The sequence below is a fragment of the Streptomyces sp. Root1310 genome, from assembly GCF_001426425.1.
GTDB lineage: Bacteria > Actinomycetota > Actinomycetes > Streptomycetales > Streptomycetaceae > Streptomyces.
In genome coordinates this window covers 18,904-43,110 of the sequence record NZ_LMEQ01000015.1, presented here as the reverse complement: position 1 = coordinate 43,110, position 24,207 = coordinate 18,904, and the positions used below count along the sequence as shown (strand labels likewise).

At 69.3% G+C, this 24,207-nt stretch carries 18 protein-coding genes and 4 pseudogenes; 8 read left to right on the top strand and 14 right to left on the bottom strand.

Going from position 1 to position 24,207, the window contains the following annotated elements; genetic code table 11:
• The first annotated feature begins 13 nt into the window (after nt 1-13).
• Entirely contained in the window at nt 14-1,270 is a 1,257-nt protein-coding gene (locus tag ASD48_RS23675) for an FAD-dependent monooxygenase (protein WP_348983225.1), read from the top strand.
• Nucleotides 1,271-1,383: 113 nt separating this feature from the next.
• Here ASD48_RS23675 and ASD48_RS44360 read toward each other — a convergent pair whose 3' ends face one another.
• The 3 genes from ASD48_RS44360 to ASD48_RS23660 form a co-directional block, all read right to left on the bottom strand.
• The gene (locus ASD48_RS44360) at nt 1,384-2,004 is read right to left on the bottom strand and encodes a Tn3 family transposase (RefSeq protein ID WP_282438259.1); all 621 of its coding nucleotides are present in this window, start codon (nt 2,002-2,004) and stop codon (nt 1,384-1,386) included.
• Between the two features lie 563 nt (nt 2,005-2,567).
• Complete coding sequence (locus ASD48_RS23665; protein ID WP_242432707.1) at nt 2,568-3,947, bottom strand: MFS transporter; 1,380 nt, start codon at nt 3,945-3,947, stop codon at nt 2,568-2,570.
• A gap of 86 nt (nt 3,948-4,033) precedes the next feature.
• Nucleotides 4,034-4,879: an alpha/beta fold hydrolase gene (locus ASD48_RS23660; RefSeq protein WP_057603703.1), complete on the bottom strand. Its 846-nt coding sequence runs from the start codon at nt 4,877-4,879 to the stop codon at nt 4,034-4,036.
• A 108-nt stretch (nt 4,880-4,987) separates the two neighbouring features.
• Between ASD48_RS23660 and ASD48_RS23655 the strand changes: the two genes are divergently transcribed.
• Nucleotides 4,988-5,986, top strand: a complete 999-nt coding sequence (locus tag ASD48_RS23655; protein WP_057603701.1) for a LysR family transcriptional regulator — start codon at nt 4,988-4,990, stop codon at nt 5,984-5,986.
• Here ASD48_RS23655 and ASD48_RS42300 read toward each other — a convergent pair.
• Nucleotides 5,947-6,162 (bottom strand): annotated as a pseudogene (locus ASD48_RS42300) (isochorismatase family protein); the annotation flags it as partial. The gene ASD48_RS23655 and the pseudogene ASD48_RS42300 overlap by 40 nt on opposite strands.
• Here ASD48_RS42300 and ASD48_RS23650 point away from each other — a divergent pair.
• Nucleotides 6,149-6,598: a lamin tail domain-containing protein gene (locus tag ASD48_RS23650; protein WP_057603728.1), complete on the top strand. Its 450-nt coding sequence runs from the start codon at nt 6,149-6,151 to the stop codon at nt 6,596-6,598. The pseudogene ASD48_RS42300 and the gene ASD48_RS23650 overlap by 14 nt on opposite strands.
• Before the next feature lie 1,046 nt (nt 6,599-7,644).
• On the opposite strand, the pseudogene ASD48_RS43535 reads toward ASD48_RS23650, so the two are convergent.
• A pseudogene (locus ASD48_RS43535) lies at nt 7,645-7,875 on the bottom strand (helix-turn-helix domain-containing protein); the annotation flags it as partial.
• Nucleotides 7,876-7,964: 89 nt separating this feature from the next.
• Between ASD48_RS43535 and ASD48_RS23640 the strand changes: the two are divergent.
• Nucleotides 7,965-8,825 (top strand): SDR family oxidoreductase, encoded by an 861-nt coding sequence (locus ASD48_RS23640; RefSeq protein ID WP_057603700.1) that lies wholly within the window; start codon nt 7,965-7,967, stop codon nt 8,823-8,825.
• Between the two features lie 379 nt (nt 8,826-9,204).
• Here ASD48_RS23640 and ASD48_RS23635 read toward each other — a convergent pair whose 3' ends face one another.
• From ASD48_RS23635 to ASD48_RS23620, 4 genes and pseudogenes are all read right to left on the bottom strand, one after another.
• Nucleotides 9,205-9,858: a hypothetical protein gene (locus ASD48_RS23635; protein WP_057603698.1), complete on the bottom strand. Its 654-nt coding sequence runs from the start codon at nt 9,856-9,858 to the stop codon at nt 9,205-9,207.
• Nucleotides 9,859-10,453: 595 nt separating this feature from the next.
• A pseudogene (locus ASD48_RS42295) lies at nt 10,454-10,970 on the bottom strand (helicase associated domain-containing protein); the annotation flags it as partial.
• A gap of 246 nt (nt 10,971-11,216) precedes the next feature.
• Nucleotides 11,217-12,860, bottom strand: a complete 1,644-nt coding sequence (locus ASD48_RS23625) for an FG-GAP-like repeat-containing protein (RefSeq protein WP_057603695.1) — start codon at nt 12,858-12,860, stop codon at nt 11,217-11,219.
• A 64-nt stretch (nt 12,861-12,924) separates the two neighbouring features.
• Nucleotides 12,925-13,644, bottom strand: a complete 720-nt coding sequence (locus ASD48_RS23620) for a hypothetical protein (protein WP_057603694.1) — start codon at nt 13,642-13,644, stop codon at nt 12,925-12,927.
• Nucleotides 13,645-14,064: 420 nt separating this feature from the next.
• Between ASD48_RS23620 and ASD48_RS23615 the strand changes: the two genes are divergently transcribed.
• Nucleotides 14,065-15,159 (top strand): hypothetical protein, encoded by a 1,095-nt coding sequence (locus ASD48_RS23615; RefSeq protein WP_057603691.1) that lies wholly within the window; start codon nt 14,065-14,067, stop codon nt 15,157-15,159.
• 43 nt (nt 15,160-15,202) lie between these two features.
• Nucleotides 15,203-15,709 (top strand): hypothetical protein, encoded by a 507-nt coding sequence (locus ASD48_RS23610; protein WP_057603686.1) that lies wholly within the window; start codon nt 15,203-15,205, stop codon nt 15,707-15,709.
• A 56-nt stretch (nt 15,710-15,765) separates the two neighbouring features.
• On the opposite strand, the gene ASD48_RS23605 is transcribed toward ASD48_RS23610, so the two are convergent.
• From ASD48_RS23605 to ASD48_RS23585, 5 genes and pseudogenes are all read right to left on the bottom strand, one after another.
• Complete coding sequence (locus ASD48_RS23605; protein ID WP_057603685.1) at nt 15,766-17,292, bottom strand: RICIN domain-containing protein; 1,527 nt, start codon at nt 17,290-17,292, stop codon at nt 15,766-15,768.
• A gap of 739 nt (nt 17,293-18,031) precedes the next feature.
• Nucleotides 18,032-18,551 (bottom strand): annotated as a pseudogene (locus ASD48_RS42290) (HNH endonuclease family protein); the annotation flags it as partial.
• A 737-nt stretch (nt 18,552-19,288) separates the two neighbouring features.
• Entirely contained in the window at nt 19,289-19,552 is a 264-nt protein-coding gene (locus tag ASD48_RS23595; protein ID WP_242432706.1) for a hypothetical protein, read from the bottom strand.
• A 231-nt stretch (nt 19,553-19,783) separates the two neighbouring features.
• The gene (locus tag ASD48_RS23590) at nt 19,784-20,263 is read right to left on the bottom strand and encodes a hypothetical protein (RefSeq protein WP_242432705.1); all 480 of its coding nucleotides are present in this window, start codon (nt 20,261-20,263) and stop codon (nt 19,784-19,786) included.
• Nucleotides 20,264-20,312: 49 nt separating this feature from the next.
• Nucleotides 20,313-20,726 carry a MarR family winged helix-turn-helix transcriptional regulator gene (locus tag ASD48_RS23585; RefSeq protein ID WP_079073939.1) on the bottom strand — a complete coding sequence of 138 codons (414 nt, stop codon included), beginning with the start codon at nt 20,724-20,726 and terminating at the stop codon, nt 20,313-20,315.
• Nucleotides 20,727-20,871: 145 nt separating this feature from the next.
• Here ASD48_RS23585 and ASD48_RS23580 point away from each other — a divergent pair, with 145 nt between their 5' ends.
• The gene (locus ASD48_RS23580; protein ID WP_057603679.1) at nt 20,872-21,897 is read left to right on the top strand and encodes an aldo/keto reductase; all 1,026 of its coding nucleotides are present in this window, start codon (nt 20,872-20,874) and stop codon (nt 21,895-21,897) included.
• Nucleotides 21,898-22,196: 299 nt separating this feature from the next.
• Nucleotides 22,197-23,348 carry a Gfo/Idh/MocA family oxidoreductase gene (locus tag ASD48_RS23575; protein WP_057603678.1) on the top strand — a complete coding sequence of 384 codons (1,152 nt, stop codon included), beginning with the start codon at nt 22,197-22,199 and terminating at the stop codon, nt 23,346-23,348.
• The last annotated feature ends 859 nt before the right edge of the window (nt 23,349-24,207 follow it).

The window sequence follows — 24,207 nt, the reverse complement described above, 5'->3', positions numbered from 1 at the left end:
GATTTTGGGAGTGATGGGTATGGTCAACGGATCGGGAGCGCGCCCCCTGAGGGTCCTTGTTGCCGGTGGCGGGATAGCGGGCCAGGCGCTGGCTTTCTGGCTCACGCGCGGCGGACACAGGGTGACGGTCGTCGAACGCTTTCCTGTGCTGCGGGCCACCGGGGCGCAGGTCGACCTCCGGGGGCAGGGCATCGAGGCCGTCGAGCGGATGGGGCTTCTTGACGCCGTGCGCGGCAAGCTGGTGGACGAAGCGGGAGTCGCCTTCGTCGACGCGCGCGGCAGGGCCAGGGCGACGATCATGGCCAACACCTCCGGCCAGGGCCGGCAGACCCTCACGTCCGAGTACGAGATCATGCGCGGGGACCTGGTACGCATCCTGCACGACGCGTCGAAGGACGACACCGAGTACCTCTTCGGCGTGAGCATGGACGGCTTCGAGCAGGACGAACAGAAGGTCGTCGCGCACTTCTCCGACGGGTCCTCCGGCGAGTTCGACCTCCTGGTCGGCGCGGACGGGCAGGGATCGCGCATCCGGCAGGCGATCCTCCCGGAGGGCTTCGATCCGTACTGGCGTGTCGGCATCCACATGGCCTACTGGTTCATCCCGCGCATCGCGTCCGACACCAACGTCCGGGACACCTACATGGTCCCGGGCGGCCGTCAGATCATGCGCCGCAGCCACAACCCGACCGAGACCCAGGTGTACTTCGTCATGCGGGAGGAGTCCGAGGAGGCCTCGGCGATCCACCGGGAACCCGTCGCGCGCCAGCGGGAGTTCTGGGCGAGCAGGTTCCGCGACGCGGGCTGGCAGACCGCGCGCTTCATCGACGGCATGCAGTCGAGCCCTTTCTTCTACTCCCAGGAGATCGTCCAGGTCCGAACCGACACATGGTCCAGGGGCCGCGTGGTCCTTGCCGGCGACGCCGCCCACTGCGCTTCCCCTTACAGCGGCATGGGCATCTCCGGCGGCCTGGTGGGCGCCTACGTCCTGGCCGGCGAGATCAACCGGCACCCGGGCGACCTGCCGACCGCACTGGCGAACTACGACAGCGTGCTGCGGCCCTTCGTCGACGAGATCCAGGGCGAAGTGAATCCGCGTCTCCTGCGCCTGGGCATGCCGATGACCCAGCGTGCGATCGACGCCTTCCAGACCGCCACCGCGCTGGCCTGCTTCCTGCACGTTCCCGATCTCGCCGCGCGCTTTTCGAAGGGGGACCGCGGCGGCAGCTGGCAGCTCCCGGAGAACCCGGCGCCGATCAGCGCCGTCTGAAAGCGGCCGGACATCGGGGGCCGACGGCCGTTGCCAGTAGCACAGCAAGAAGGAAGGCGCTGGCCCGCAGAGTGATCAGCGCCCTGCCAGCTCTTGACGCTCACTCCTGCCCGCTAGTCGTCATCATCTCCATCCGTGTGTGGGCCGCGTAACTGTCGCAGCCCCGGCGCGGCAGGCCGGGTGAAGGCGTAACGGCCGAGGAAGTTGATGTGGTCGTACTGGAGCGGGGAGAGACGGGCGAGGAGTTTGTCGGTGACGGGGAAGTCATCGGCGGCGAGCTGTTTGAGGGAGGCGTCGATGTAGAGGCTGTTGAAGAGCACTGCCGAGTTCAGGGCCAGGCCGAGGGCGCCGAGTTGGTCTTCCATGCCCTCGCGGTAGTGCTGGCGTAGTTCGCCGCGCCGTCCGAAGAAGATTTTCCGGGCGAGGCGGTGACGGGCCTCGGTGACGTTGAGCTGGGCGCCGATCATCCGCCGGTATCCCTCGTCGGAAACGAACTGGAGCGGGTGCAGGGTCTTGAAGATTCGCCCGTAGTGGGCGAATGCGTCGCCGGGTGCGGTCGGTTTCCCGTCCCGGGAGAGCATGCGGATCAGGTCGTGGCCGCGGACCTCGCCCAGGGTCAGGGAGCCTGCCACGCGGAGCATGTCGCCCCAGTGGGCGCGTATCCGGGACGGCACCCAGCAACGACGGTCAGGAGCCGGTAGCTTCCCAGACCAGCTGACACCGTCGGCGAGCATCCGCTTGGCGGCGGGCGGTGATGTGGCTTCGGTGGTCGGCGGGGGCTGCGTTGCGAGGGCTGTTGCCCAGGTCCGGTGGGGTCGGTGGTCAGCTCGTCCGCCTGCTGGCGGCGACGTGCGGAGAGGTCGTGGGGAACGGTGAGGCCCGACGTGCGAGGGCAGGCGATCAGGGCGCAACATCGACTTTGACTCACAGGCGACCTGTTCGAGGGCATCGAGCGCCGCCACGGTCCTTCCACCTGCGGCCAGGTCTCGGACATGGGCAACGCTTCGGCATGCTCGTGATGTATCGCCGCGGACCGAGTGCGCCCAGGCGCACAGCAACGCCGACAGAAGCACGCAGGGCTTCGAAGGCCCGGCATCCTGGGATGAATCAGTCACTAGCCATATCCCACCCCACACGACACATCACCCGACCCTCACGCCCCAACCGCAGCGGGGTGCCTCTTCCACACCGCACCCCTGCACAGCAAGAAGCAGACTATTTGCCGACGAGACAGGTGAAAACGACCTCTCAGAGGGTGTTTCGGGATGAGGTTCGCTGACGGCGGGGCAGGTGAGGCTCACGATCCAGGTGTTCCGAACGTACCCGCAGCACGCGCCGCATCTGCCCGTGGCGTGGCTGGTCGGTTCCGATCGCGCATCTGAAGGCTGATCAGCGCGGTGACGGCGAAGACGGCGGCCTCGTAGATCATGGCGTGCCGAAACGCGGTGCCCGGGCCGGCGGCGGGTGCGAAGTAGACGAGCCCCGCCGCAGCCACCCCGATCGACCCGCCCAGCTGCTGCGCCGTGGGCAACAGCCCGGACACGGAACTGGCCGCGGAGCCATCCACCCTCGCAAGCACCAGCGCGAACACCGAGGCGGTGAACGAGCCGAACGCGGCGCCGCCGAGAGCCAGGACCGGCAACGCCGCCCAGCGTCCGGCCGTGGTGCCGATGAGCGGCGCGAGGGCCAGGGCCGTCCCCGCCAATACCAACGCCGAGACCGTGAGCAAGGCTGACCCGTGTCGGCGGGCCAGCGCGGGTGCGCCACGGCTGCCCACCACGGCCGCGGCCGCGAAGGGAGCCGACGTCAGCGCGGCCGTGAGGGCGGGATACCCGATGGCCGACTGCAGATGCAGGAGCAGCAGATACGTGAAGGACGGCACCCCGGCGTTGAAAACGAACACCAGCAGCACCCCCGGACGCGCCCTCCGGTCGCGGAACAGCGACGGATGCACCAGAGGATCCGGCCGGTGCGGGAGGGTCAGGGCGAAGCAGCCGAGAACGGCCACGGACACGGCCAGCGTGGCCCATGTCCACCGGGGCCAGCCGACTTCCCCTCCCAGCGCGAGCGGCAGCACCAGCGCACCGAAGCCCACGGTGGTCAGCAACACGCCCACCCCGTCCACCCGCTGTCCGGCCGCGCCTCGCGTGCGAGGCAGTACGGTCGCGCCCGCGAGCGAGACGAGTGCCACCGGCACCGTGACCAGGAACACCGAGCGCCAGCCGAGACCGAAGAGGTCGGTGCCGACGAGGAGTCCGCCGATCAGCGGCCCGGCCAGCGATGCCACTCCCATCGTGGCACCGAACAGGCCGAGAGCCCGCGGGCGCCGGGCAGCAGGGACGGCGACCTGGATGATCGACAGAACCTGTGGGGCGACCAAGCCGCTGCCCGCGCCCTGGACCAGCCGGGCGGCGATGAGGAACGTGGCATCGGGAGCACACGCGGCGGCTACTGAACCGGACATGAAGACGACGGTGCCCAGCACGAAAAGCCGGTGGTAGCCGTACCGGTCGCCGAGGCGCGCGGCCGTAATGAGCAAGCAGGCGTAGGTCAGGGTGTACCCGGCCAGGATCAGCTGCACGGCACCTGAGCCGGCCCCCAGGTCGGCCCGGATCGCCGGGGCGGCGATCTGCGCGACAGTGACGTTGAGCAGCTGCACGAATGTCGCGCTCAGCACGACCGGCAGTACGAGCCTCCCGCCGCCACCGGCCTCGAGCCGTCCCCCATTCCGGGGCGGGGAACCCTTCATGGGGCCATGCCAGATCACGAGGTGAGGACCGCGGCGAGCTCGCCCGGCCGGGCGGCGAACGGGCTGTGGCTGCCGGGCAGGGTATGCACAGTGAACGGATTGTCGGGGAAGGCCCGGTCGGCTTCCGCGATCATCAGGTCCTGCGCGGCCGGTGCCAGCGCCCGGTCCTCGGCGCAGCGCAGAAAAGTTCGTGGAATGCGCCCCCACCGTGCCGCGGTCAGGGCGACCGGAGCCGCAGGGATCGCCAGCGGCAGATCAGGGCTCAGCGCAGACCGCCACCGATCAAAGCGGTCCAGGGGAGTGTCGTGGTACTGGGTTTCCCGCAGTTCGTCCAGGTAGGCGGGATCCGGTGAGAGCGGATTGATCCGTACGGCGCCCAAGGCCTCGGGGTCGCCGAGGTTCAGGTTCTGGCCCAGCGCGGTGGCGTTCTCGGGTGAGCCGAGATAGTCGAAGAACCGCGGCCGCCCGCCCGGGACGAATGCGGACAGGTAGACGATCCGGTCCACCAACTCGGGCGCACGCTCCGCGGCCAGGGACGCGGGACCGCCGCCCGCGCTGTGCGCGACGAGCACGACAGTGCGATAGTGACGCACCCCATGGAGGACACCCAGTACTGCCTCGGCGCAGTCGTCCATCGTGAGGGCGGCGAGCTGTGATTTCTCGGTCAGCATGCCCGGCTGGCCGGGCAGCAGGTATCCGGTGGGCAGGGGGGCGTCGAAGCCGTGCCCCGGCATGTCGACGGCCACGCTTGCAGCGCCCAGTCCGGCCAGCGTGCGCTGCGTCGCCGCCCACTGTCCGGAGCTGTGCCAGGCGCCGTGTACGAAAACGAACACGGTGTCGGTCAGAGATGCGTTCTTCATGGCTCCATTCCAGACAGGAGCCACATCGTCATCCATTTATAGATCTGGTAAGTGGCATGGCTATATCTTTCAGGTATAGCCAGTACCTGATGGGATCGAGGGCGGGTCATGGAAGCGCGACACCTGCGGTACGCGGTTGCACTTGCCGAACACGAACACTTCGGCCGGGCGGCCGGCGCGCTGGGTATCGCGCAGCCGCCGCTGTCCAAGCAGATCGCCGACCTGGAGCGCGAGGTCGGGGCCCGGCTGTTCGACCGCACACGTCAAGGGGTGTTCCCGACCGCCGCTGGCGAGGCGTTCCTCGCACGGGCGCGCCGGGCGCTCGACGAGATCGCGGCGGCCACGGTCGACGCGGGCCGGGCCGCGCGCGGCGAGACGGGACGTCTGCGCCTCGGCTTCATCGCCTCGGCACTGCTCGACCCCCTGCCGGAGGTCCTTGGCCGGTTCGGCCGTGAACGGCCCGACGTGAGACTGGAACTCCACGAGATGGCAACCAGCCGCAGCACGGCCGCACTCATCGCCGGCGCACTGGACGTGGCGATCGGCCTCGGCCCGCCACGGGGTGCCGGAGCCGAGCATCTCGTGTCCGTCCCGATCGGACGCGACCACGTGATCGCTGTGGTAAGTACGGTGCACCCCTATGCGGGGCAACAGTCGGTGAGTGCCGATCAGCTGCGGCGACAGCCGCTGATCGTGTCGGCCGGCGAGGACGAGCCCGCTGTAGTCGCCGGACTGCGCACCCTGCTGGGCACGGACTCAGCGGCTCTCGGCGGCGCGACCGTCGCGAGGGACGTGCACACGATCATCGGCCTCGCCGCCTCAGGCGTGGGCGTAGGCCTGGGGCCATCCCGCATGAGGGCGGTCCCGCGTCCGGGAGTGCGGTTTTGTGAAGTGACCCCGTGCACGCCCCTGCCCGATCTCGTCCTGTCCTTCGCGGCCCGCGATCACTCCCCGGTGCTGCGCTCCTTCCTCGACACCATCCGGAAGAACTGCCCCGACGTCGGTGCCGCACTCGACGACCGGCTCGGCCGCCCCGGACCGCACTACGTCGCAGGCTGGCGGTCCGTTCAGGCCAGGGACATTCCGGAGGCCACGACCACGCCGTAGAGGTCGCCGATCATGGCGAGTGCTCCGTGGTGGATCTGGACGGCGGTCAGGTCCGTGTCCGCCGATCGCAGGGGGCGGGTCGCTCAGGCATCGGCGACCACGATGGGGCGGTTGCCCCGCCTGAACGCGCTCCTGGTGGTGGCCAGTACGCACATGTGCGTCATGAATCCCACGACATCCGGGCCGAGATCGGCGCGATCCACCGTGGCGGCGCTGCCGGCCACAGCGGCCGACCACGCCCGTCCGCACCGCCCGCAGGTGGAGATCTCGGACGTGCAGTACAACTCCCCGGGCCGCGACGACCGCTCCAACCGCTCCCTGAATAAGGAGTGGGTGGAGCTGACCAACACCACCCGCAACACGGTCAACCTGGACGGCTGGACCCTGAGGGACGAGTCCGGTCACACGTACACCTTCGACCACTACCGTCTGGCGGGCCGTGCGACGGTCCGGATCCACACCGGTAAGGGCCGCGACACCCGCACCGACCTCTACCAGGACCGCCGCGCGTATGTGTGGAACAACGACCACGACACCGCCACCCTGCGCAACGACCACGGCCGCTTCGTCGACGACCAGTCCTGGGGCCAACGCCGCGACGGCCATCGCTGACCCGGCCGACTTTCCGCGGGGGAGTGGTGACAATCCCCCTGCGGCGCGCCGCCCTCTCCAGGACGGCGCGCCGCGTCATTCATGCCAAGCGTTCTGTAGCTGGCAGACCCCCGGAGCCTGCACCGCAGTTCGCCCCGCCTGCCGCGGTGCCCGGCCGCCACGGTCTTTCAGATGCCATGGCCGCACCTTCACGCACGACCGGAATCTGGYTTAACTACAAACTTATCCCATTGTTTAGCCCTTGCGCGCCTCTTYCATTCCGAGTGCTGCGATTTCTTGCCTTCGTGGCAGTCCCCGAAATTGGATGTCATGCCGCTGTCGCGYGTCGCTCCGGTGGTGGCGCGGAGGTTCAGGCCTGCGGCGGGCCGTAGTCCGCCGCCAGGCGGGTSAGCCACTCGCGCAGCAGTCGCTGTTCGGCCTCGCTCAGCACGTCGGCGTCGTCGGGAAGGGCGGCGCGCAGCGCGCGGGCGGCCGGCGCGGGGCCGGACNAGCCACTCGCGCAGCAGTCGCTGTTCGGCCTCGCTCAGCACGTCGGCGTCGTCGGGAAGGGCGGCGCGCAGCGCGCGGGCGGCCGGCGCGGGGCCGGACTCCGCGGCGGGGACCGTCGGTTCGGCGCGGGTGACGGCGGCGACCATGGACTCGCGAAGGATGGTCAGCAGCGCCGGGTTGCGGCGTTCCGCGGGGGTGGCGTGCCATGTGGTGACCCCGCCCTGGCCGGTGGCCTGGATGATCTGGGCGGCCAGGTCCTCGTCGACGCGCAGCCATCCCGAGGCCGCCAGYCGGCGCACCCGGCCGCGGAGGATCTCCAGGCCCGCGCGGTGTGCCGCGTCCGTCCCCGCGCYGGTGGCCCGGTTCATCAGGGCGAACAGTTCGGGGCGCGAGACTCCGAACTCCACCACCATGTCCCAGCCGCGGCGCAGCTCTTCCACCGGRTCCTCGGGCGTGAGGTCGAGCTGCGCGTGCTTGCTCTCCAGGAACTGCGCGTAGCCGTGCTCGGCGACTGCCTGCAGCAGTCCTTCCTTGTCGCCGAAGTGGCAGGGCGTGAGGTCGAGCTGCGCGTGCTTGCTCTCCAGGAACTGCGCGTAGCCGTGCTCGGCGACTGCCTGCAGCAGTCCTTCCTTGTCGCCGAAGTGGCGGTAGATGGCCGGTGGCTGCATCCCGGCCGCGGCGGCCACCGCGCGGGTGCTCAGCGCGTCGGGGCCGCCGTTCTCCAGCAGCTCGACGGCCGCCTCGATGATGCGCTGGCGGGGGCTGTCGGGGGTGTCGCGGATCGGCATGTATCGATGATATCCGGGGTTTGCTTCCACCGTTAGTTCCAGTGTTATCGTGCAACTGATTCCACTGGAACCATTGCTGGGAGATCCTCATGATCATCGTGACCGGAGCCACCGGAAAGCTCGGCCGCCGCACCGTCGACCGCCTCCTGGAGCGTCTCCCCGCCGACCGCGTCGGCGTCAGTGTCCGCGACCCGCGCAAGGCCCGGGACCTCGCCGAGCGCGGCGTCCGCGTCCGGCGCGGCAGCTTCGACGACCCCGCCTCGCTCCTCCACGCCTTCGAGGGCGCCGAACAGCTGCTGCTCGTCTCCCTCGACCGCACGGGCGAGGAGTGCGTCACCGGCCACCGTGCCGCGATCGACGCGGCCGTGAAGGCCGGAGCCGGCCGCATCCTGTACACCAGCCAGATGGGCGCCGCCCATGACTCCCGCTTCCAGGCATGCCGTGACCACGCACGGACCGAGGACCTGCTGCGCGCCACCGGCCTGCCCTGGACCGCGTTGCGCAACGGCTTCTACGCCGCCAGCGCCCTGCAGTTCCTGGAGGTTGCCCGCCGCACCGGCGACATCGCCTTGCCCGCCGACGGCCCCGTCGCCTGGACCGGCCACGACGATCTCGCCGAGGCCACCGCGGCGATCCTCACCGACGAGGGCCGCTTCGAGGGGCCCACCCCGCCGCTCACCGGCCCGGCGGCGCTGGACTTCGACGCCATCGCCGAGACAGCGGCCAAGGCCACTGGGCGGCCCTTCACCCGCACCGTCCTCCTCGACGACGCCTTCCGCGAACAGGCCCTGGCGCACGGCGCCCCCGCCCCGATCGCCGACCTGATGCTGAGCATCTTCGCGGCGGCACGCAACGGCGAGTTCACCGCCGTCGACCCGACCCTGGCCGAGCTGATCGGCCGGGAGCCCGCCACCTTCCGCTCCGTGCTGGAGCACACCTGGGCCGCATAGACCCGGCGGCGCGCACCCGCCGCCGCGGCGGGATCCGGGCACGAAGCGTCGCGCGGTACACCCTTGCCGGACGCTTGAGCGGCAGACCGGTCGACCTGGTACTCGTGCGGAGGCATTGCCCAAGGTTGCAGGCAACGGAAGGTTACGGTGACGGGCACACACACTCCTTGAAGGCGGGAGGGCGCCTGGCCACGCACGGCAGGCGCCCTCTCGCAAGGAACGATCAGTCTGGCGGGTCGATGGCGGTCACGCCACGGTCGTCGAGGCGAGTTCCTCCGCGGCCTCGTCCAGCTTCTGCGCATCCTAGGAGACCTTCTCCGTGTCGAAGATCGAGACCGAGCAGGGGCCAGCCCACGTTCGCCGAGCCGCATCCGAGTGGCTATCCCGCAGGCCAGTGTGGGTTCGGCATGCCGTCATCGCTCATGTGCGCCCGCTGCCAGATCCCGTTCCAGCTGAATGGGGTCTCCGGTACGAACCGGTGCCGCTGGCCGCACGGACATGGGGCCAGCACCCACGCGCACCCACGGCACAGCTCGACCCAGCCATGCCCGGTCGAGCTCAGCACTCGCGGTCCCTCGTCCCCGCAAGCCGTGCAGCCGGGCAGATCGGCGCCGTCCAGAAGCGCGTTCTGCCGCCGGACGTACTCGGACAGTCGCAGCGACGGGTGGCGAAACGGATCTTCGAACCATGCACGCTCCGGGCCCTCCCACCAGCTCCGCAGCCACCACGGCCGAGGGTTCGGTACAGCCCGCCGCCCGCCCTGCTTCTCCGCCCGCCGCTGCACGGCGTACTCCTCTGCCCGCACGAGCCACAGCGCCCGCGCCTCGTGCAATTCCTCCACCGCCCGCGCCAGCGCGTCCGGGTCCGCCTCCAGCCGTCGGGGGATCGCGGCGCTGAGCGTGAGGTGGTGGTATGTCGCCCGCAGGCCGTAAGGAGCAAAAACGGTGAGACATGTGCGCAGCGCGCTGTGCCGCCGGTGCAAGGGGAGCTGGGCGTCGTGCACACGCGCCCGGTGGGACAGGAAGCTGGTCACTGTGTGAGCTCTAGGTCCAGCGCCCGGGCCAAGGCGGCCGTGACGGCGGCGGCGCGTGTCGGCAGGTGTTGTTCGGCCCAGGTTCCGGCAAGGCTGTGGAAGTCCCGCAAGTCCGCCTCGGCACCGGTGACGAGCGCCGCGCACCGCGGCCGTCCACCGCCGACTCCTCGCCCGCTGCCAACCGCCCGATGGCGCCCAGGACATCCCGGCAGTCCCGGCCCAGCGCCAAGGCCCGCCGGGAGTACGAAACCCGCGTCAGCGCCCTTGCGCTGGCCGAACCATGATCCTTACTGATGCCCGGGGCCGATCGACGCCCCGATTCTGCAGCTCCGGAAACCCCGGGGGAGCGGACTTCGTGGAAGACCAGCCGAGCGGGGGCGGCACACGATGTCCTCCGCGGGACTGGCGAGGGACACCAGGCCACGCCGCGGTCCGAGAAGCTGCAACGCCAGGTGCAACACAGTGCGCGTTGCGGCCCTGACCTGCTGAAATCCCACGCGCGCGGGGTGTGGGCGAGCGTGTTGCACGGTCCTGCCCTGACAGCGCGAGACCCGGTCTGTTGGGGCCCGGGGTTCGGGCGCGGCGCTGGAAGCGGTCAGAGGCTGTCCGGGGTGGCCTGGGGGATCGTCACCGGCTTCGCCCAGGCCATGCCCAGCTTCGCGAGGGCGGCGAGCTGGTCGGCGTCCAGCCGGTCCCTCCTGGATTTCGTGTTCGAAATCCACACGCCCAGCTTGACCGTCACCGGCTCCGCCTCGCCGCCGACCTCGATCTGTTCGCCGTGACCCCTCGGTACGGGCCGGTCCACGCCTTCCCGCTCCACCCACTGGGTGAGGGCGGTCAGGCCCCGCTGGAACGCCTGCTGCGCCTTGTCCGGGGCCCTTCGTCGCACGAGCGGCTGCCGGGGCGGGAGACGGGGCCTGGTCGGGCTGTACGCCCAGCTTTGACAGCCGCTGCTGCTGTTCGGTCGACAGCTGCACCCAGGTACCCGGGTTCTTCTGCCGCTCCAGCCACCGCCCGATGTCATCGCCCTCGAACAGCACCCCCGGTTCGATGGCCGACAGAACGCCGTCGGCGTCGACCAGGTCGGCAAGCACCCGGTAGTGCCGCTGCCAGCGGCCGTCAGACCGCGAACAGGGGGCTGGCAGCAGGCTGCTTCCTCGATCACCGCCCACCAAAGCGGCCCGAAGCGAAGGAGCCATCGCGATGACCACGCCCACCCACCGGCAGCCGCCCGGCGCGCCCACCTCGACGACAGGTCCGGCAAGCGCCGGGCAAGCCGTCCCTCCCTCCTGCGGCACGTACTTGGGACACCACTGTGGAACCGTCGCTGTCTGGTGTAGCGGTGTGGGTGTGCCGGGTTATCGGGTGCGGAAGCGGCGGTGGAGGTTGCGGGCGACGTACACTCCCGGGCCGCCGAAGCCGATGATGTCGACGCGGCCGTCGCCGGTGATGTCGGCGAGGAAGCGGGGGTGGCGGTCGACCCGCCAGGCGCCGACGTCTTCGTGGTAGCCGAAGCCGCGGCATACCAGCTGGGCCTGCTCGAACTGGCCGTCGCCGTCGTTGTGCGACACCCAGACCCCCTCGTTGCCGAAGCCGACGATGTCCGGCTTGGCGTCGCCGGTGACGTCGGCGAGGAACCTGAGGTGCTTGCCGCTCGTCCATCCCTGGGCGGTCCCGAAGTCGTTGAGTACGAGTTTCGCGGGCTCGAACGTGCCGTCTCCGCGTCCGCGTGCGACGACGACGCCCTGCGGGCCGAAGCCGACGATGTCTGCTGCCTCGCCATTGGTGGTCCCGAGCAGGAACCGGGGGTGTTCCTCGGCCGAGCTCCATCCCTGCTCGACGCCGAAGTGGTCCAGGACGTAGAGGGGTTCGGCGAAGTGTCCTTCTTCGTCYTGGAGGGAGATCCAGACGCCGTCGTCGTGGAAGCCGACCATGTCGAGCCTGCCGTCGCCGGTGGTGTCGGCGAGGAAGCGGGGATGCTTGTCGGCAAGCCACCCGCCCGCCTCCTGCCCGTGGCCGAASGCYTTCAGSGCCGGTTCGCCGCTCGCCGGCGTGAACGTCCCGTCCTCGTCCTGGCGGGTCACCCGGACGCCGTCGGCGCCGAGCACGACCACGTCGGGCCGGCCGTCGCCCGTGGTGTCCACGAGGGTCCACAGGTCCTTGGGACTCGAAGAGGACGCGGGCGGGTGCAGGACGCGCTCGCTGTCGTCGAAGGTGCCGTCGCCTTGGCTGGACGAGGTCACAGCTCCCTTCGCGGGTTTGAGCCCGACGATGTCCGCTCGGCCTGCTCCCGTGGTGTCGGCGAGGAAGCGCTCACCCAGGCCGGCCCACCAGACCGGTTGCCCGCTGGGGCGGCGGCCGGCTCCGGTGCTCTTCCACCCGCCGGCGTCCTGGTCGCTGCCGAACTGCTCGAGGACCAGCAGCATGTCGCTGAAGGAGGGCGTGGCTCCGGGAGCCGGGCGCAGCGCGGCGGAGTCGGCCAGTCGCCAGGAGCGGCGGCCGTTCCAGTGGTCCAGCAATGTCCAGCGCAGTACGGGGTCGCTGATGCGTTCGGGCTCGGCCGGGACGAGGTGCCAGCGCTGGCTCGGTGCAGTGTCGTCGTACTCGAGCAGCACGACGCGGGTCTCGACCTCGCCGGCGTCGGCGAGGTCGAGAACAGCACTGTCGGTCGTGGCCTCGATGAAATAGCAGCCTGCTTCGCCGTCGACGGGGACGAGGTGCCACTGCTGGCGCTGCCTGCCGGCGGCGGCTGCGGTCTGGCGGACGGCGCGGTCGGCGGTGGCGGGGTCGTCGAGGACCTGGCCGCTGTCTGCGTTGCGGATGACGTACGCGTGGTCGTCCTGCGCGGGCAGGAGCTGCCAGTGGTGGGGGCTCGGTCCGCCGTCGGGGAAGTCGCGCACGACGAGCGCCCCGTCCGCGCCCGGCTGGGCCGGGGCTCCCAGGGCTTTGCCGGTGGCGGCGTTGACGATCTGCAGCTTCAGTTCTTCCGTGGACACGGGCATCGTGCGGCCTCTTCCAGGCGGTAGGGGCGTTGGTTCGGGACGGATGCGGCACGTCGGCCGCCGGTCACGTGAAGACGTGGTGGTAGGGGACGTTCCACTCACTGGGCAGCCGCGGGTAGAAGGTGTTGATGACCGTGCCGGTGAAGTCCCCGCCCCAGTTGTAGGTGAGCCGCACCTCGCCATTGGGCGTCACCGCGTAGTCCTTGAACCCGAGGATGGCGTCGGGGTGCGTGATGGGCACGAAAGTGATCCCGCCCCACGGCGTCACCGTGACGACCCAGAGCTGGGTGTCCTCGGGCGCACCGTTCTTCCCCCGCCACTTGTCTGCGACCTTGTCGGGCAGACCGACCTGGACGGTGTCGGCCGTCGTCCTGGGAGCGTCCTGGTGCACGCTCATGCGCCGGCGCTTCGGCTTGGGCGTGCCGTCGTCGCCGCGCCCGCCGTCGGCTACGCCCGTGCCGGTAGGTTCGGGCGATACCTGGCCGGCGGCGCTTTCGAGGAAGTACAGGGGCCGCTGCCCGAAGAAGCCGGCCGGGGTGATGTACCAGAGGTGACCCTGTGCCTCCTTGGTCGCCGGGTCGAGTGCGGTGGACAGCTGGACCCCCTTGTCGTGGCTCTCCTCCCTCAGTTCGGCGGGGCGCAGGTAGCCGCCGTTGAAGGCGTGCACGAGCATGACCGGCCGGTTTTCGACCAGCGCGGCCACGATCGCGTTGTCGTAGCTGTTCACCGCCACCGGGCCGCCGACCACCAGATTCGACATCGTCGTGCGTTCTTGGGTGTACATAGCGGAAACCTCACCTGTTTCTGAATAGGGGAGAACAATGCATCGAACCCTGCCCCGAACCCTTAATGAAGCGACCTGTCGCGCGATACGGAAAGGGTTCCGATCACTTTCACCGGGAGGCGCCTGGAAAACAGCAGGCGGCTGAATCAATGGCATCGTTCACGGCAACATCCAAGGTCACGGTACCCATTGGCAGATCCCTGTAAAAGTCATCGATCGAGTGACGCAGGAGAAGAAAGGTCACTCCATCGGCGTTTCGGAAGTAACTGCCGAAAACCGATCACTCGATGGAGTGCGACACTCCGGTTCCTCTTTCAGGGCGCCTGCAGGGGCGATATTTTCGCTTGCTGGAACGTGTGCAGATTTCTGTTCAACTTTCACCGGGCACGGTTCGGACGAAATTTAGTCGAGGACGGGTAGATGCCTTCCAACGCCTACAGCCTGGTACCGGCCAGGCGGCAGCCGCTGACGAAGAAGAACGTGCGGGAACTCAACATCGAGCAGAACTGGCAGTCGATCCTGGATCACCCCAATCTCGTCTACGTCGACGACTACGGTGTTCAGCACAAACCCGTCGGGTTCTCCATGAACAAGACGAGGTTCGGCTCCTTCCCCGGAACCGCGTTCGACCTGGGCTGGCTCGCCTACATGAACCTCGGGGAGCCGCTGATCGAGGTGCGCGGCGACATCGCCCAGCCCCCGCCCGACACCTTCTCCTCACGCGACTACGTCAACCGCAGCGATGCGGAGATGACCTTCACCGACTCGGTCGACTTCACCGTGTCGAACGGGGTGACGTGGTCGCTGCACGGGGACGCCAAGCTCACCTTCGGCGGCAGCGTCGGCGCATCCCTTCAGCTGCAGCTGCAAAACCAGCTCCGGCTGGACCTGCAGTCGCAGCTCGCGGCGTCGTGCCAGAACGGGATGGCGAACAAGAACGCGAACACGGTGACCAACAAGAACAGCAAGGACAGCGTCGGCGTCGACAACGCCAACACCACCGAGACATCCGCGAGCACCTCCGCGACGAACTCCGCCTCGATGGGGATGACCAACTCGGTGGGATTTACGACGAGCGGCAGCGCCACCGGCAACGCCTCGCTCAACGCCCAGCTGGCCCTGGGCATCGCGGCCACCGTCGGGGGCTCGCTGAACACCAGCTGGGCCTCGAAGTCGCAGATCTCCGGCAAGGTCCCGCCGAACTCCCGTGTGCAGACCATCGTCTCGCAGCGGCGCACCCGCAAGCAGTACTCCTACGAGATCCCGGTGACCTTCTCCGGGCTGATCGCCGTGCAGTACGACGTGCCGGTGAAGGTCCTGTCTCCCCCGCAGTCCGGCGACTATCCCGGCCTGGAGAAGGTGGTCGCCCGCGACATCGCCGACATCGACCTGGCACCCGGGGGCTTCCGCATGAAGGGGTTGGCCGAGGTCGTCTCCGCGCTGGAGGTCCACCACACGATGCTCGACGGCGAGTCCCTGGCCGTCAGCGAGCAGACGCTGCACAAGCTGCCCTGACCGCGCGGCGCTGCCGCCACGACGACGACCAGAGGTGACGACCATGGTGTTCGACAACATCTTCAACTCCGCGGGCAGGGGCGCGGGGCTCTTCTCCGTGACCACCGACAGCACCAAGCCCCAACCGGGCGAGGGCATCGACTTCGAGGACTCCGACGACGACACGTACGACGACACCAACCCCAGCCTGTTCAACAACGCGATCCACGGCGCCTCCTCCCGCGCGAAGATCGTGCAGGAAACCTGTCCCGAAGCCCGGGCCGTCCTGGGCTTCCTCGGCTCCTTCATCCAGACCACCCAAGCCTCCGCAGGCGCACAGGCCCAATACGCCCAGGATCCCGGCTCGGTCACCCAGGCCGCCTCCGCCGGCATGCAGCAGGCAAGCGCGACGGTGACCGAACACAGCGGCCTCCAGAAGGACGAAGACCTGCAGAGCAGGCCGAAGAAGAGCGACTACACCAAGCCTCCCAAGACCCCGCAAGCCCCCACGGCACCGGAAGCTCCCAAGGCGCCCAAGGCAACCGCTGAAAAGCCGCCCAGTTCTCAGTAGGGGTCGCCGAGAGCGGCGAGGGGGCAGGGGCGAGACCGCCCCTGCCCCCTCAGGCGTCATACAGGCAGCAGCTGCCACTGCCGGGCCTGGTGGTCGCTCTCCGCCCCGTCCTGCCTGATCGCTGCACGGGCGTTGGTGTCGACGCGCAGGAGCAGACCGCTGTTGCGGTTCGCGATCTCGTACACCGCCGGTGTGCCGTTCGCGGAGCCCACCGGGATCAGCCGCCACTGCTGATGGCGTGCGTCGCTGCCCCCGGACGCGCGCTGCGCCACCACCGCCCCGGCCGCCTCCTGCGCATCGGCGACCTCGAGCACCTTGCCGCTGCGCACGTTCTCGATCCGGTACAGGACATCGCCGTCCTCCTGGCCCGCCACGACCAGTCGCCACCGCTGATGGTCCCTGGGGGCGGTGAGTACCTGGTGGATCTCGGCCCCGTCCTTGAGGGACTCCCGGTGGACCCCCATCCGCAGCCTGCTGCGGACATTGGCCCAGGAGACGACCGTGCCCGACTCGGGCAGCCCGGCCATCTTCTCCGACGCGATCTTCCGGATCCTGTGGTTGTGGTAGTCGGCGATGTAGAGGGTGTCGACGCAGTCCACCGCGAACCCGATCGGGTTGTTCAGCTGGGCCGACGTGCCAGGGCCTCCGTCACCGCCGAAACCTGCGGTACCCGTGCCGGCAACCGTGCTGATCGTCCCGTCAGCCGTGATCTTCCGGACCCGGTGGTTGCCGTAGTCAGCGATGTAGAGGACGCCGGTGCTGTCCACCACCGCCCCTACGGGGGCCGCCAGCTTCGCGGAGGCCGCAGGTCCGCCGTCACCTCCGAAACCCGAGGTGCCCGTGCCGACGACCGTGCTGATCTTCCCGTCGGCCGTAACCCTCCGGACCCGGTGGTTCTGGCTGTCTACGACGTAGAGCGCGCCCGCGCCGTCCACCGCCACCCCGATCGGCCACTTCAGCAAGGCTGACACCGCGGGACCACCGTCTCCCCCGAAGCCCGCGGCTCCGGTCCCCGCGACCGTACTGATCTTCCCGTCGGCCGCGATCCTGCGGACCCGGTGATTGCCTCCGTCGGCGACGTAGAGGACGCCGGCGCTGTCCACCGCCACCGAGTATGGAAGGTTCAACTGAGCTGCGGTGGCGGGGCCGCCGTCACCACGGAAACCCGCAGTGCCGGTGCCCGCAACCGTGCTGATCCTCCCGTCAGCCGCGACCTTCCGGATCCGGTGGTTCTCACTATCGGCGAAGTAGAGGTCGCCCGCGATGTCCACCGCCACCCCACGCGGGGTCTTCAGCTGGGCGGAGACGGCAGGGCCGCCGTCCCCCTTGAATCCCGCGGCTCCGGTCCCCGCGACCGTGCTGATCTTCCCGTCAGTCGTGATCTTCCGGATCCGGTGGTTGTCACGGTCGGAGAAGTAGAGGGTGCCGGTGCTGTCCATCGCGAGACTGTAGGGCCGGTTCAACTGGGCCGCCGTAGCACGCTCGTTGTCCCCAGCGAATCCCTGGACTCCGGTCCCCGCGACCGTGCTGATCGACGCGGTGGAGCGCTCACCTTCCGGTGCCTCTGTGTGGGCAGTGCTCATCGTCATTCCTTCACCGTTCACCGACCGCCTGCCACAGACAGCCGTCAGTTGATTCCATCCGACCGCCGTACGGAGAGCTGTTGAGAGTCTCCGGGTAGTCGGAGAACTACTCGTGGAGCGACCGCTTCGCCGGCGACGGCCACGCAGAACTCGGACACCCGCCCCGGCGGACTCCATCCAGGCCTCGCCGGACGCTCCACGGTGCGCCCTCCCCACGCGCCCGGTCAGAGTTCTGCCGGCTGCCCCTCTGGCAGCCAACGGCAGCCTGTCCATGTACAGGTGGGTAATTCCGCATTCATACCGATGAGTGATCGGCTTCCAGCCACCCGCCCCGGACCTCATCGCCCGGGCGCTGCAACGTTTCCCCCGATCACTTCAGCGGCGGGTCGCCGTCCCGGATTCGGCCTGATAACGATCACGGCGCTCCACCGCCTACAGACGGGCTCACCCCGGGCGCGGCACCCCCCCTCCTCACGGCAGCGACCTCTTTGCCGAGCCTCTGAAGTGCCGCCAGCCCGCGCAGCTCTTCCGGATCGCGGCACCGACGTCGACATCGGCCACGGAGCACGGAGCACGGAGCACGGAGGTGGTAGGGCGGCGGGGGTGCCGGCGCAGGGCAGGTCGCGTTGCGACGGCCGCCGGCCCGGAGCGCACGGACTGTCCCGGCAGGGGCCCTGTGCGTGCGGTCCGGACCTCGCGGTATGGCCAGGTTCCGGCAACTACGTCTTTGACGCGGTGCTCAGCGGGCTGGCGTGACCGTGATCGGAGTGTTGGGACAGGTGTCGAGCAGGTCGGTGAGTGCGGCGGACTCGGCGGTGTCGATGCTAGGCCCCAGCGGGTCTTGTCGGCGATCCAGTCGGTGGCGTACTGGCAGCGGTACCCGGCGGCGGTGGCAGCCAGGTGGAGGGGGCCTGGTCGGCCTTGGAACGGTTGGAGGCGGCCGAGACCGCGATCAGGGCGCGGCCGTCGCCGAGGTCGTTGGCGTATGCCTCCCGCTCTGCTGCGCTCCAGGCCGCGGCGCCGGAGTCCCAGGCCTCGGCGAGCGGGACCAGGTGGTCGATGTCCAGGCCGGACGGTCCGTGGATGTAGCGGTCGTCGTAGGGCGAGTACCACTTGCCCCCGCTCAGCGCGCAGCGGGTGCCCTGCTCGGGGGCGACGACGGCTTCGGCCTTGAGGACTTCTGCGCGGGGGTGGCAGTCGTCCCGGTCGGCGTCGACCCAGTGCTTGAAGGCGGTGCGCTGGTAGCCGGTGCGGTCCTCGACGTGGACCGGTAGTTGGCCGAGACATCCTTGACCTCGACGCCCTCACGCCCTGCTCCGACGGCCCGGCCGACCACGGGTTCATCGCCTACCAGGGCCTGTTCGTCGCCGGGATCGACGGCTGGGCCGACGGCGACCTTTACCCGGTCGGCTTCCTGTTCTTGGCAAGTCAGCGTGTTGAAGGAGTCGTCAGTCAGGACAGCGGCCGCTTCAACGGCATGGGGCCTCCAGAAGAAGGGACGCTCCAACGGCACTTCGGATTGGTGATCACCGCCCTCGGCCTGCCGCACCTGATATGGGGGTCGCCTGGAAGCGGCGTTCCCGGCTGACGGGGCAGACGGACGTGGGCGTTCGGACCGCCGCCGGGGGCCCATGCTCCAGGGGCTCCGTGGCGGTGCCAACGAGACGGAGATCGGCAAGTTTCTGTGGCAGGAGGTGGAGGAGCACTTCAGTCTCGATCCTCTTGGCGCGCGACCGGAAGCGATGGCCATCCGAGTGATCGCCTGGTGGGCAGCCGTTGGAATAGCCAATGGCAACAGCGCGTAGCCGCTCCTTTCGGATCGTCTGTGCGTTGGTCCAGCCCTGGCCGATGGCCCGGCAGTCCCACGTCGCGCCATGCCGATAGATCTCGCCGAGGACGCTCGCGTAGTGCTGGCGCCGGCATCCGCCGCGAGGTCGTAGCGCGCGATCTCCTGACCATCCGCCTGATCGACGACCCCTATTGCTTGGCGGACTCGCTATCCACGGGCGGCGAAGGCGAGCAGCCCTGTTCCGGCTCCCAGGACAATCAGCTGCACAACGCCTGGAATACGCCATCCCACGACAACGAGACCACCGCCTGTCACGACTGCGCCGCCGACGAGGAGCCACATTCCCCGCAACGCCTCCCTGGGTGCATCGGGCGGATTGCCGCTGTCGTAGGCGTCAGCCCAGCCAGCCATCCCGTATCGGATGAACACCAAATAGGCGATGGCCATCAGGTCGATGACGAGAAATGCCACGCTGACCCCGACTTGCTCGCCGGTCGACGGCTCACCCCCGGGCCTCATACCCACCACCATTCCGCCTGCTGGTGACATCCCGTTAATCGCATGCCGCCCAGCATGCTGAAGTGGCAGGCGCTGCACATGAGCACCGCTACTCAGATGCGCCGCCCGCCGGAACCGTCCGGTGATCGGGCAACCTTGCCCCAGCCGTGAGCAAGGCGGTCCCCGGCCGGTGACCGGCTGGGTCTACCAGGCGGGGCGTTTGTCCTGGCGGTCAGCGGAGTAGCCGGTGGGCACGGGCGTTTCCGTCCGCCTCAGCACGCCTGGGTCCGGCGGGTACGGCGGGTACTCACCGGTGGTCAGCACTGGGCCGTGCAGGCGCCGGTGGCCGGGCATGGGCTGTTCGGCCAGTACACCGTCGCACATCATCCACAGTCCGAAGCAGTCGTCGTCCTCGTCATGGATCAGCACCTGCACGCTCTCCGGATACGGCCACGCCAGGAATTCCAGGTGCCGGAGCAGACCTGAGCGCGGACGCACCCGCTCGAACTCGATCACCCATGCACCGGCAAACAGGTCCAGCTGCTCGAACTGGCCCTCCCAGCTGCGCGAGTCATCCGGCTGTGTCAGTGGTTTCATCACCTCGTCCGCGTACGGAGCCAACACGATGACCTGTGCGAATCGGCTCATGCCGAAGTATCGGCGTACACCGCCGGTCAGCGGCAATCAGCTGGTGATCGCGCCCCGGCTGCTTGTCGGCGACGTGTTCCGGCGGCTACAGCCGGCGCAGGACGGAACTCAGTGTTGCGATCTCCTGTGCGGAGAGCTTGTCGGTGAAGTGGCGGCGTACCGCGGCGTCCAGGCCGGGGTGCACGGTGGTGATGGCCTGGCGTCCGGTGCCGGTGAGGGTGACGGTGACACCATCGGCGCGTTCGCGGGTGACGAGCTGGCGCTTGGCCATGCGGGTGAGCTGGTGGGAGATGCGGGTGCGGTCCCAGCCGAGCGACGCGGCGAGCTCGCTCTGGCGCAGGGAACCTCCCGCCTTGCTCAGGTTGACGAGGATCGTCAGGTCCGGCTCGGACAGGCCCGCCGCCTCGGCGGCGTCCGCGATCACGCGGGCTCGGACGACCTCGTGGGCGCGCTTGAAGGCGGACCAGAGGTCGACGGGATCCGGTGCAGCCTCGCCCATGGGCTCGTCCGGCTCATGACTCCCGCGATCCAGTGTTGACATATCAACGCACCCGTTCTTAGTGTTGAGATGTCAACAGTAGCGGGTGGCTGCCGCTTCGCCAGCCCCGCCGGCCGCGCCCGTCTTTCACCCCGCAGAAGGATCCATGCAAACCCGAACCCTTGGAACCGGTGGCCCGCAGGTCGCTCCTCTCGCGCTGGGCTGCGCCGGTATGTCCGATCAGACCGCCCCCGCTGACGAGGCTGACGCCATCGCCACGATCCACGCGGCCCTCGCTGTCGGCATCACCCTCCTCGACACCGCCGACTTCTACGGCATGGGCCACAACGAGGACCTCATCCGCCGTGCACTGCGGGACGGCGATCGCGAAAAGGTGCTCTTGAGCGTCAAGTTCGGCGCCCTGCGCGGCCCCGACGGATCTTTCATCGGCATCGAGGGCCGTCCCGCCCATGTGAAAAGCGCTCTCGCCTACTCGCTGCGTCGTCTCGGCACCGACCAGGTCGACATCTACCGCCCCTCCCGCCTCGCCCCTGACACCCCGATCGAGGACACGATCGGCGCCGTCTCCGAACTGGTCCAGGCCGGATATGTGCGCCACATCGGGCTGTCCGAGGTAGGGCCGGAGACCATCCGCCGCGCCCACGCCGTGCACCCGATCTGCGACGTACAGATCGAATACTCCCTGTTAAGCCGGGGTCCCGAGATCGACGACATCCTGGACACCTGCCGCGAGCTGGGGATCGGCGTCACCGCTTACGGGGTCCTCGCACACGGCCTGCTCACCGGCACCTACCGACAGCCCGCCGGAGGTGACCCACGCGCCCACTGGCTGCCCCGCTTTCACCCCGACAACCTCGCCGCGAACCTCACCCTGGTCGACCGGCTGCGGCCGCTCGCCGACGCACACGGCATCAGCGTCGCGCAACTCGCCACCGCCTGGGTCATTGCCCAGAACCGCGAGCGCGGCACCATCGTGGCCATCCTGGGCGCCCGCCGACCGCAACGCGTAGAGGAGGCCCTGGCCGCGGCCGACGTCACCCTGACCGACGCGGACCTTGGCGCGATCGGTGAGGCCATCCCGGCCGACGCGGTGGCCGGAACCCGGTACGCCGCACCTCTTATGGCTTTGCTGGACAGCGAGCACGGCCCGAAGCCGTGTGCCGGCGCGTGAAGTTGACCGTCGACGGCCAGCAGACTTCGCGCTTTCCGCCCGACACGGACTTTCGTCAGCATGCTCGGTGAACCGCGCCAGACGTTCCGCGGCACCTACAGCAGCACCGTGTCCCGTACGCCCGTCCGCGGCATCCACCGCTGGCTTCGCACCCACCGCGTAAATCTCCCACGCAGGCGCCTGCTCGACACGCGGCCCCGCCTCTCGTGACGGGGCGCGGTGACGGGCACTCCATATGTGGTTCATGGCCACAGCGAGTGACATCGGTGCCACCTACCCAAAGGAACAGGTGACGAGTCATGAACACATCTGAGTCACTGCTTGCCGAACTGGCCCGGTCCGAGAAACCGATCGGAGTAGGGATCATCGGACTCGGGGCGCACGGCAGCTGGGCCGAGCGCTCTCACCTGCCCGCCCTGCGCGCTGTCCCGGGTTACGAGCTGAGGGCATTGAGCTCGAGTTCGAAACAGTCGGCGGAGCGCTCCGGACAGAAGCACGGTGTATCCAGCACCTTCGGGACGGCGGCCGAACTGGCTGCCTGCGACGAGGTCGACCTCGTGGTCGTGGCGGTGAAGGTGCCGCACCACCGGGAACTGGTGCAGACGGCGCTGAGCGCCGGCAAGAGCGTGTTGTGCGAGTGGCCGCTGGGCAACGGGCTCGCGGAGGCCGAGGACATGGCGCAGCGGGCGCGCAGCCGCGCTGTGCCGACCGTCGTCGGACTCCAGGCGCGGTCGCACCCAGCCCTCGCCTACGCGCGGGATCTCGTGGCCGACGGCTACGTGGGGGAGGTGCTGTCCACGACGGTCGTCGGCTGCGGCGGCGCCTGGGGCGCCACGGTCGGCCCCGGCGATCACTACGTGCTCGACGCCGCCAACGGCGCGACACTGCTGACCATTCCCTTCAGCCACACCCTCGACGCACTCGCGTCCGTCCTGGGAGAGCCCGAGGAACTGCGGATCCAATTGGCGTCGCGGCGTACGTCGGCCGTCGACACAGAGAGCGGAGAGGTCGTGCCCATGACCGCTGCGGACCAGGTGGTGGCCTCGGGGCGGCTGCCGAGCGGCGCGGTGGCCACCTTCCACTACCGCGGAGGCATGGCCAGGGGAACCAATTTCCGCTGGGAGATCAACGGCACCGAGGGCGACCTCGTTCTCACCGCCCCGATCGGCCATCCCCAGCTCAGCCCGCTCACCCTCGAAGGCGGCCGCGGAACGTCCACCGCACTCGCGCCCATGACGGTGCCGCACTCGTACGTTCGTGTTCCGCAACTGGACCCCCGAGCCGACGCGCCGGCCTACGCGGTTGCTCACGCCTACCAGCAGTTCCTGGACGACCTGCGCGAAGGCACATCAGGCGTACCCGATTTCGCACACGGCGCCGCCCGGCACCGCAGCATCGAATCCGTCATTACGACAGCGGCACCGGACGTGTGGGCCTCGGCACCGAGATAGGAGGAAATGGACTGTCGGCCGTGACGCTCGTTCGACGATGAGCGTGAAGGAGCTGGGGACATCGTCGTCCTGGACGCAGCGCCACAGCGCGGAGGAAGGCTGGCCGTCACGCGCTTCATTCGACGCGGTGCCCGGCCTTCTCCACTCGGTCCGGCTGCCCATTCGAGCCGAGAGTGTCGAGTTGCTGGAGCTTGTCGGCAGTGAGTTCACGGGCTTCCCGCCCCCGCCTGCCAGCCCTTGGCGGCCCTTCGCGGCGACGTCGGCGCGGGCGTGCTTGCGGGACAAGGGCTACCGGACCGAACGGATGCCTGCGAGGAGGCCGTTGGGCAGACCGCGCGAAGGGCATCGGATGGGCGGGTGCTCGCTGCGTGAGGCTACCGGCCTGTCATGGGCCCAGGTAAGGCCCGCGGTTGGCGTAGCCGCATCCGCGCTGAGCGGTGGGAAGCAGTGGCCCTTGCCGCCCGGTCAAACACGGCGCCCTCGACGTTGTCCTGCTCGGCGACACGAGGGAGGCCGGCGACCTTGACCGCACAGCGATGCCGAGTTCCGGTGGACCGCCCCGCATGGCCCCTCCCCATGTCTGTAAGACACGAGCGGGGACCGGGAGATGTCCACGGTCAGCGGGCTCAGGGAACCGCCGCGACGGGTGGAGGAGCCGCGGGTGCGTCACCTGGAGCGGTACCTGATGTCGACGCGGCAGACGTGCGGGGAGAAGTCAGCCCGCCGGAACCTGTACGAGGAGGCCATCCGCCAGCTGACCCTCGAAAACGACGCCCTGCGCAGCGGCGGCACCGTTTCTCCCCTGCCTACCGCAGCACGCCCGCGCCGTCCTGAATCCGACACCGGCCGCGGAGGCGTC

Bases quoted from the DNA above. Each gene is read 5' to 3' on its own strand.
- ASD48_RS23650 (WP_057603728.1), top strand. From the start codon at position 6,149: ATGAATCCCACGACATCCGGGCCGAGATCGGCGCGATCCACCGTGGCG.
- ASD48_RS23580 (WP_057603679.1), top strand. From the start codon at position 20,872: ATGCAAACCCGAACCCTTGGAACCGGTGGCCCGCAGGTCGCTCCTCTC.
- ASD48_RS44360 (WP_282438259.1), bottom strand. From the start codon at position 2,004: ATGCTCGCCGACGGTGTCAGCTGGTCTGGGAAGCTACCGGCTCCTGAC.
- ASD48_RS23575 (WP_057603678.1), top strand. From the start codon at position 22,197: ATGAACACATCTGAGTCACTGCTTGCCGAACTGGCCCGGTCCGAGAAA.
- ASD48_RS23615 (WP_057603691.1), top strand. From the start codon at position 14,065: ATGCCTTCCAACGCCTACAGCCTGGTACCGGCCAGGCGGCAGCCGCTG.
- ASD48_RS23660 (WP_057603703.1), bottom strand. From the start codon at position 4,879: ATGAAGAACGCATCTCTGACCGACACCGTGTTCGTTTTCGTACACGGC.
- ASD48_RS23620 (WP_057603694.1), bottom strand. From the start codon at position 13,644: ATGTACACCCAAGAACGCACGACGATGTCGAATCTGGTGGTCGGCGGC.
- ASD48_RS23610 (WP_057603686.1), top strand. From the start codon at position 15,203: ATGGTGTTCGACAACATCTTCAACTCCGCGGGCAGGGGCGCGGGGCTC.
- ASD48_RS23605 (WP_057603685.1), bottom strand. From the start codon at position 17,292: ATGAGCACTGCCCACACAGAGGCACCGGAAGGTGAGCGCTCCACCGCG.
- ASD48_RS23640 (WP_057603700.1), top strand. From the start codon at position 7,965: ATGATCATCGTGACCGGAGCCACCGGAAAGCTCGGCCGCCGCACCGTC.
- ASD48_RS23585 (WP_079073939.1), bottom strand. From the start codon at position 20,726: ATGGGCGAGGCTGCACCGGATCCCGTCGACCTCTGGTCCGCCTTCAAG.
- ASD48_RS23655 (WP_057603701.1), top strand. From the start codon at position 4,988: ATGGAAGCGCGACACCTGCGGTACGCGGTTGCACTTGCCGAACACGAA.
- ASD48_RS23675 (WP_348983225.1), top strand. From the start codon at position 14: ATGGGTATGGTCAACGGATCGGGAGCGCGCCCCCTGAGGGTCCTTGTT.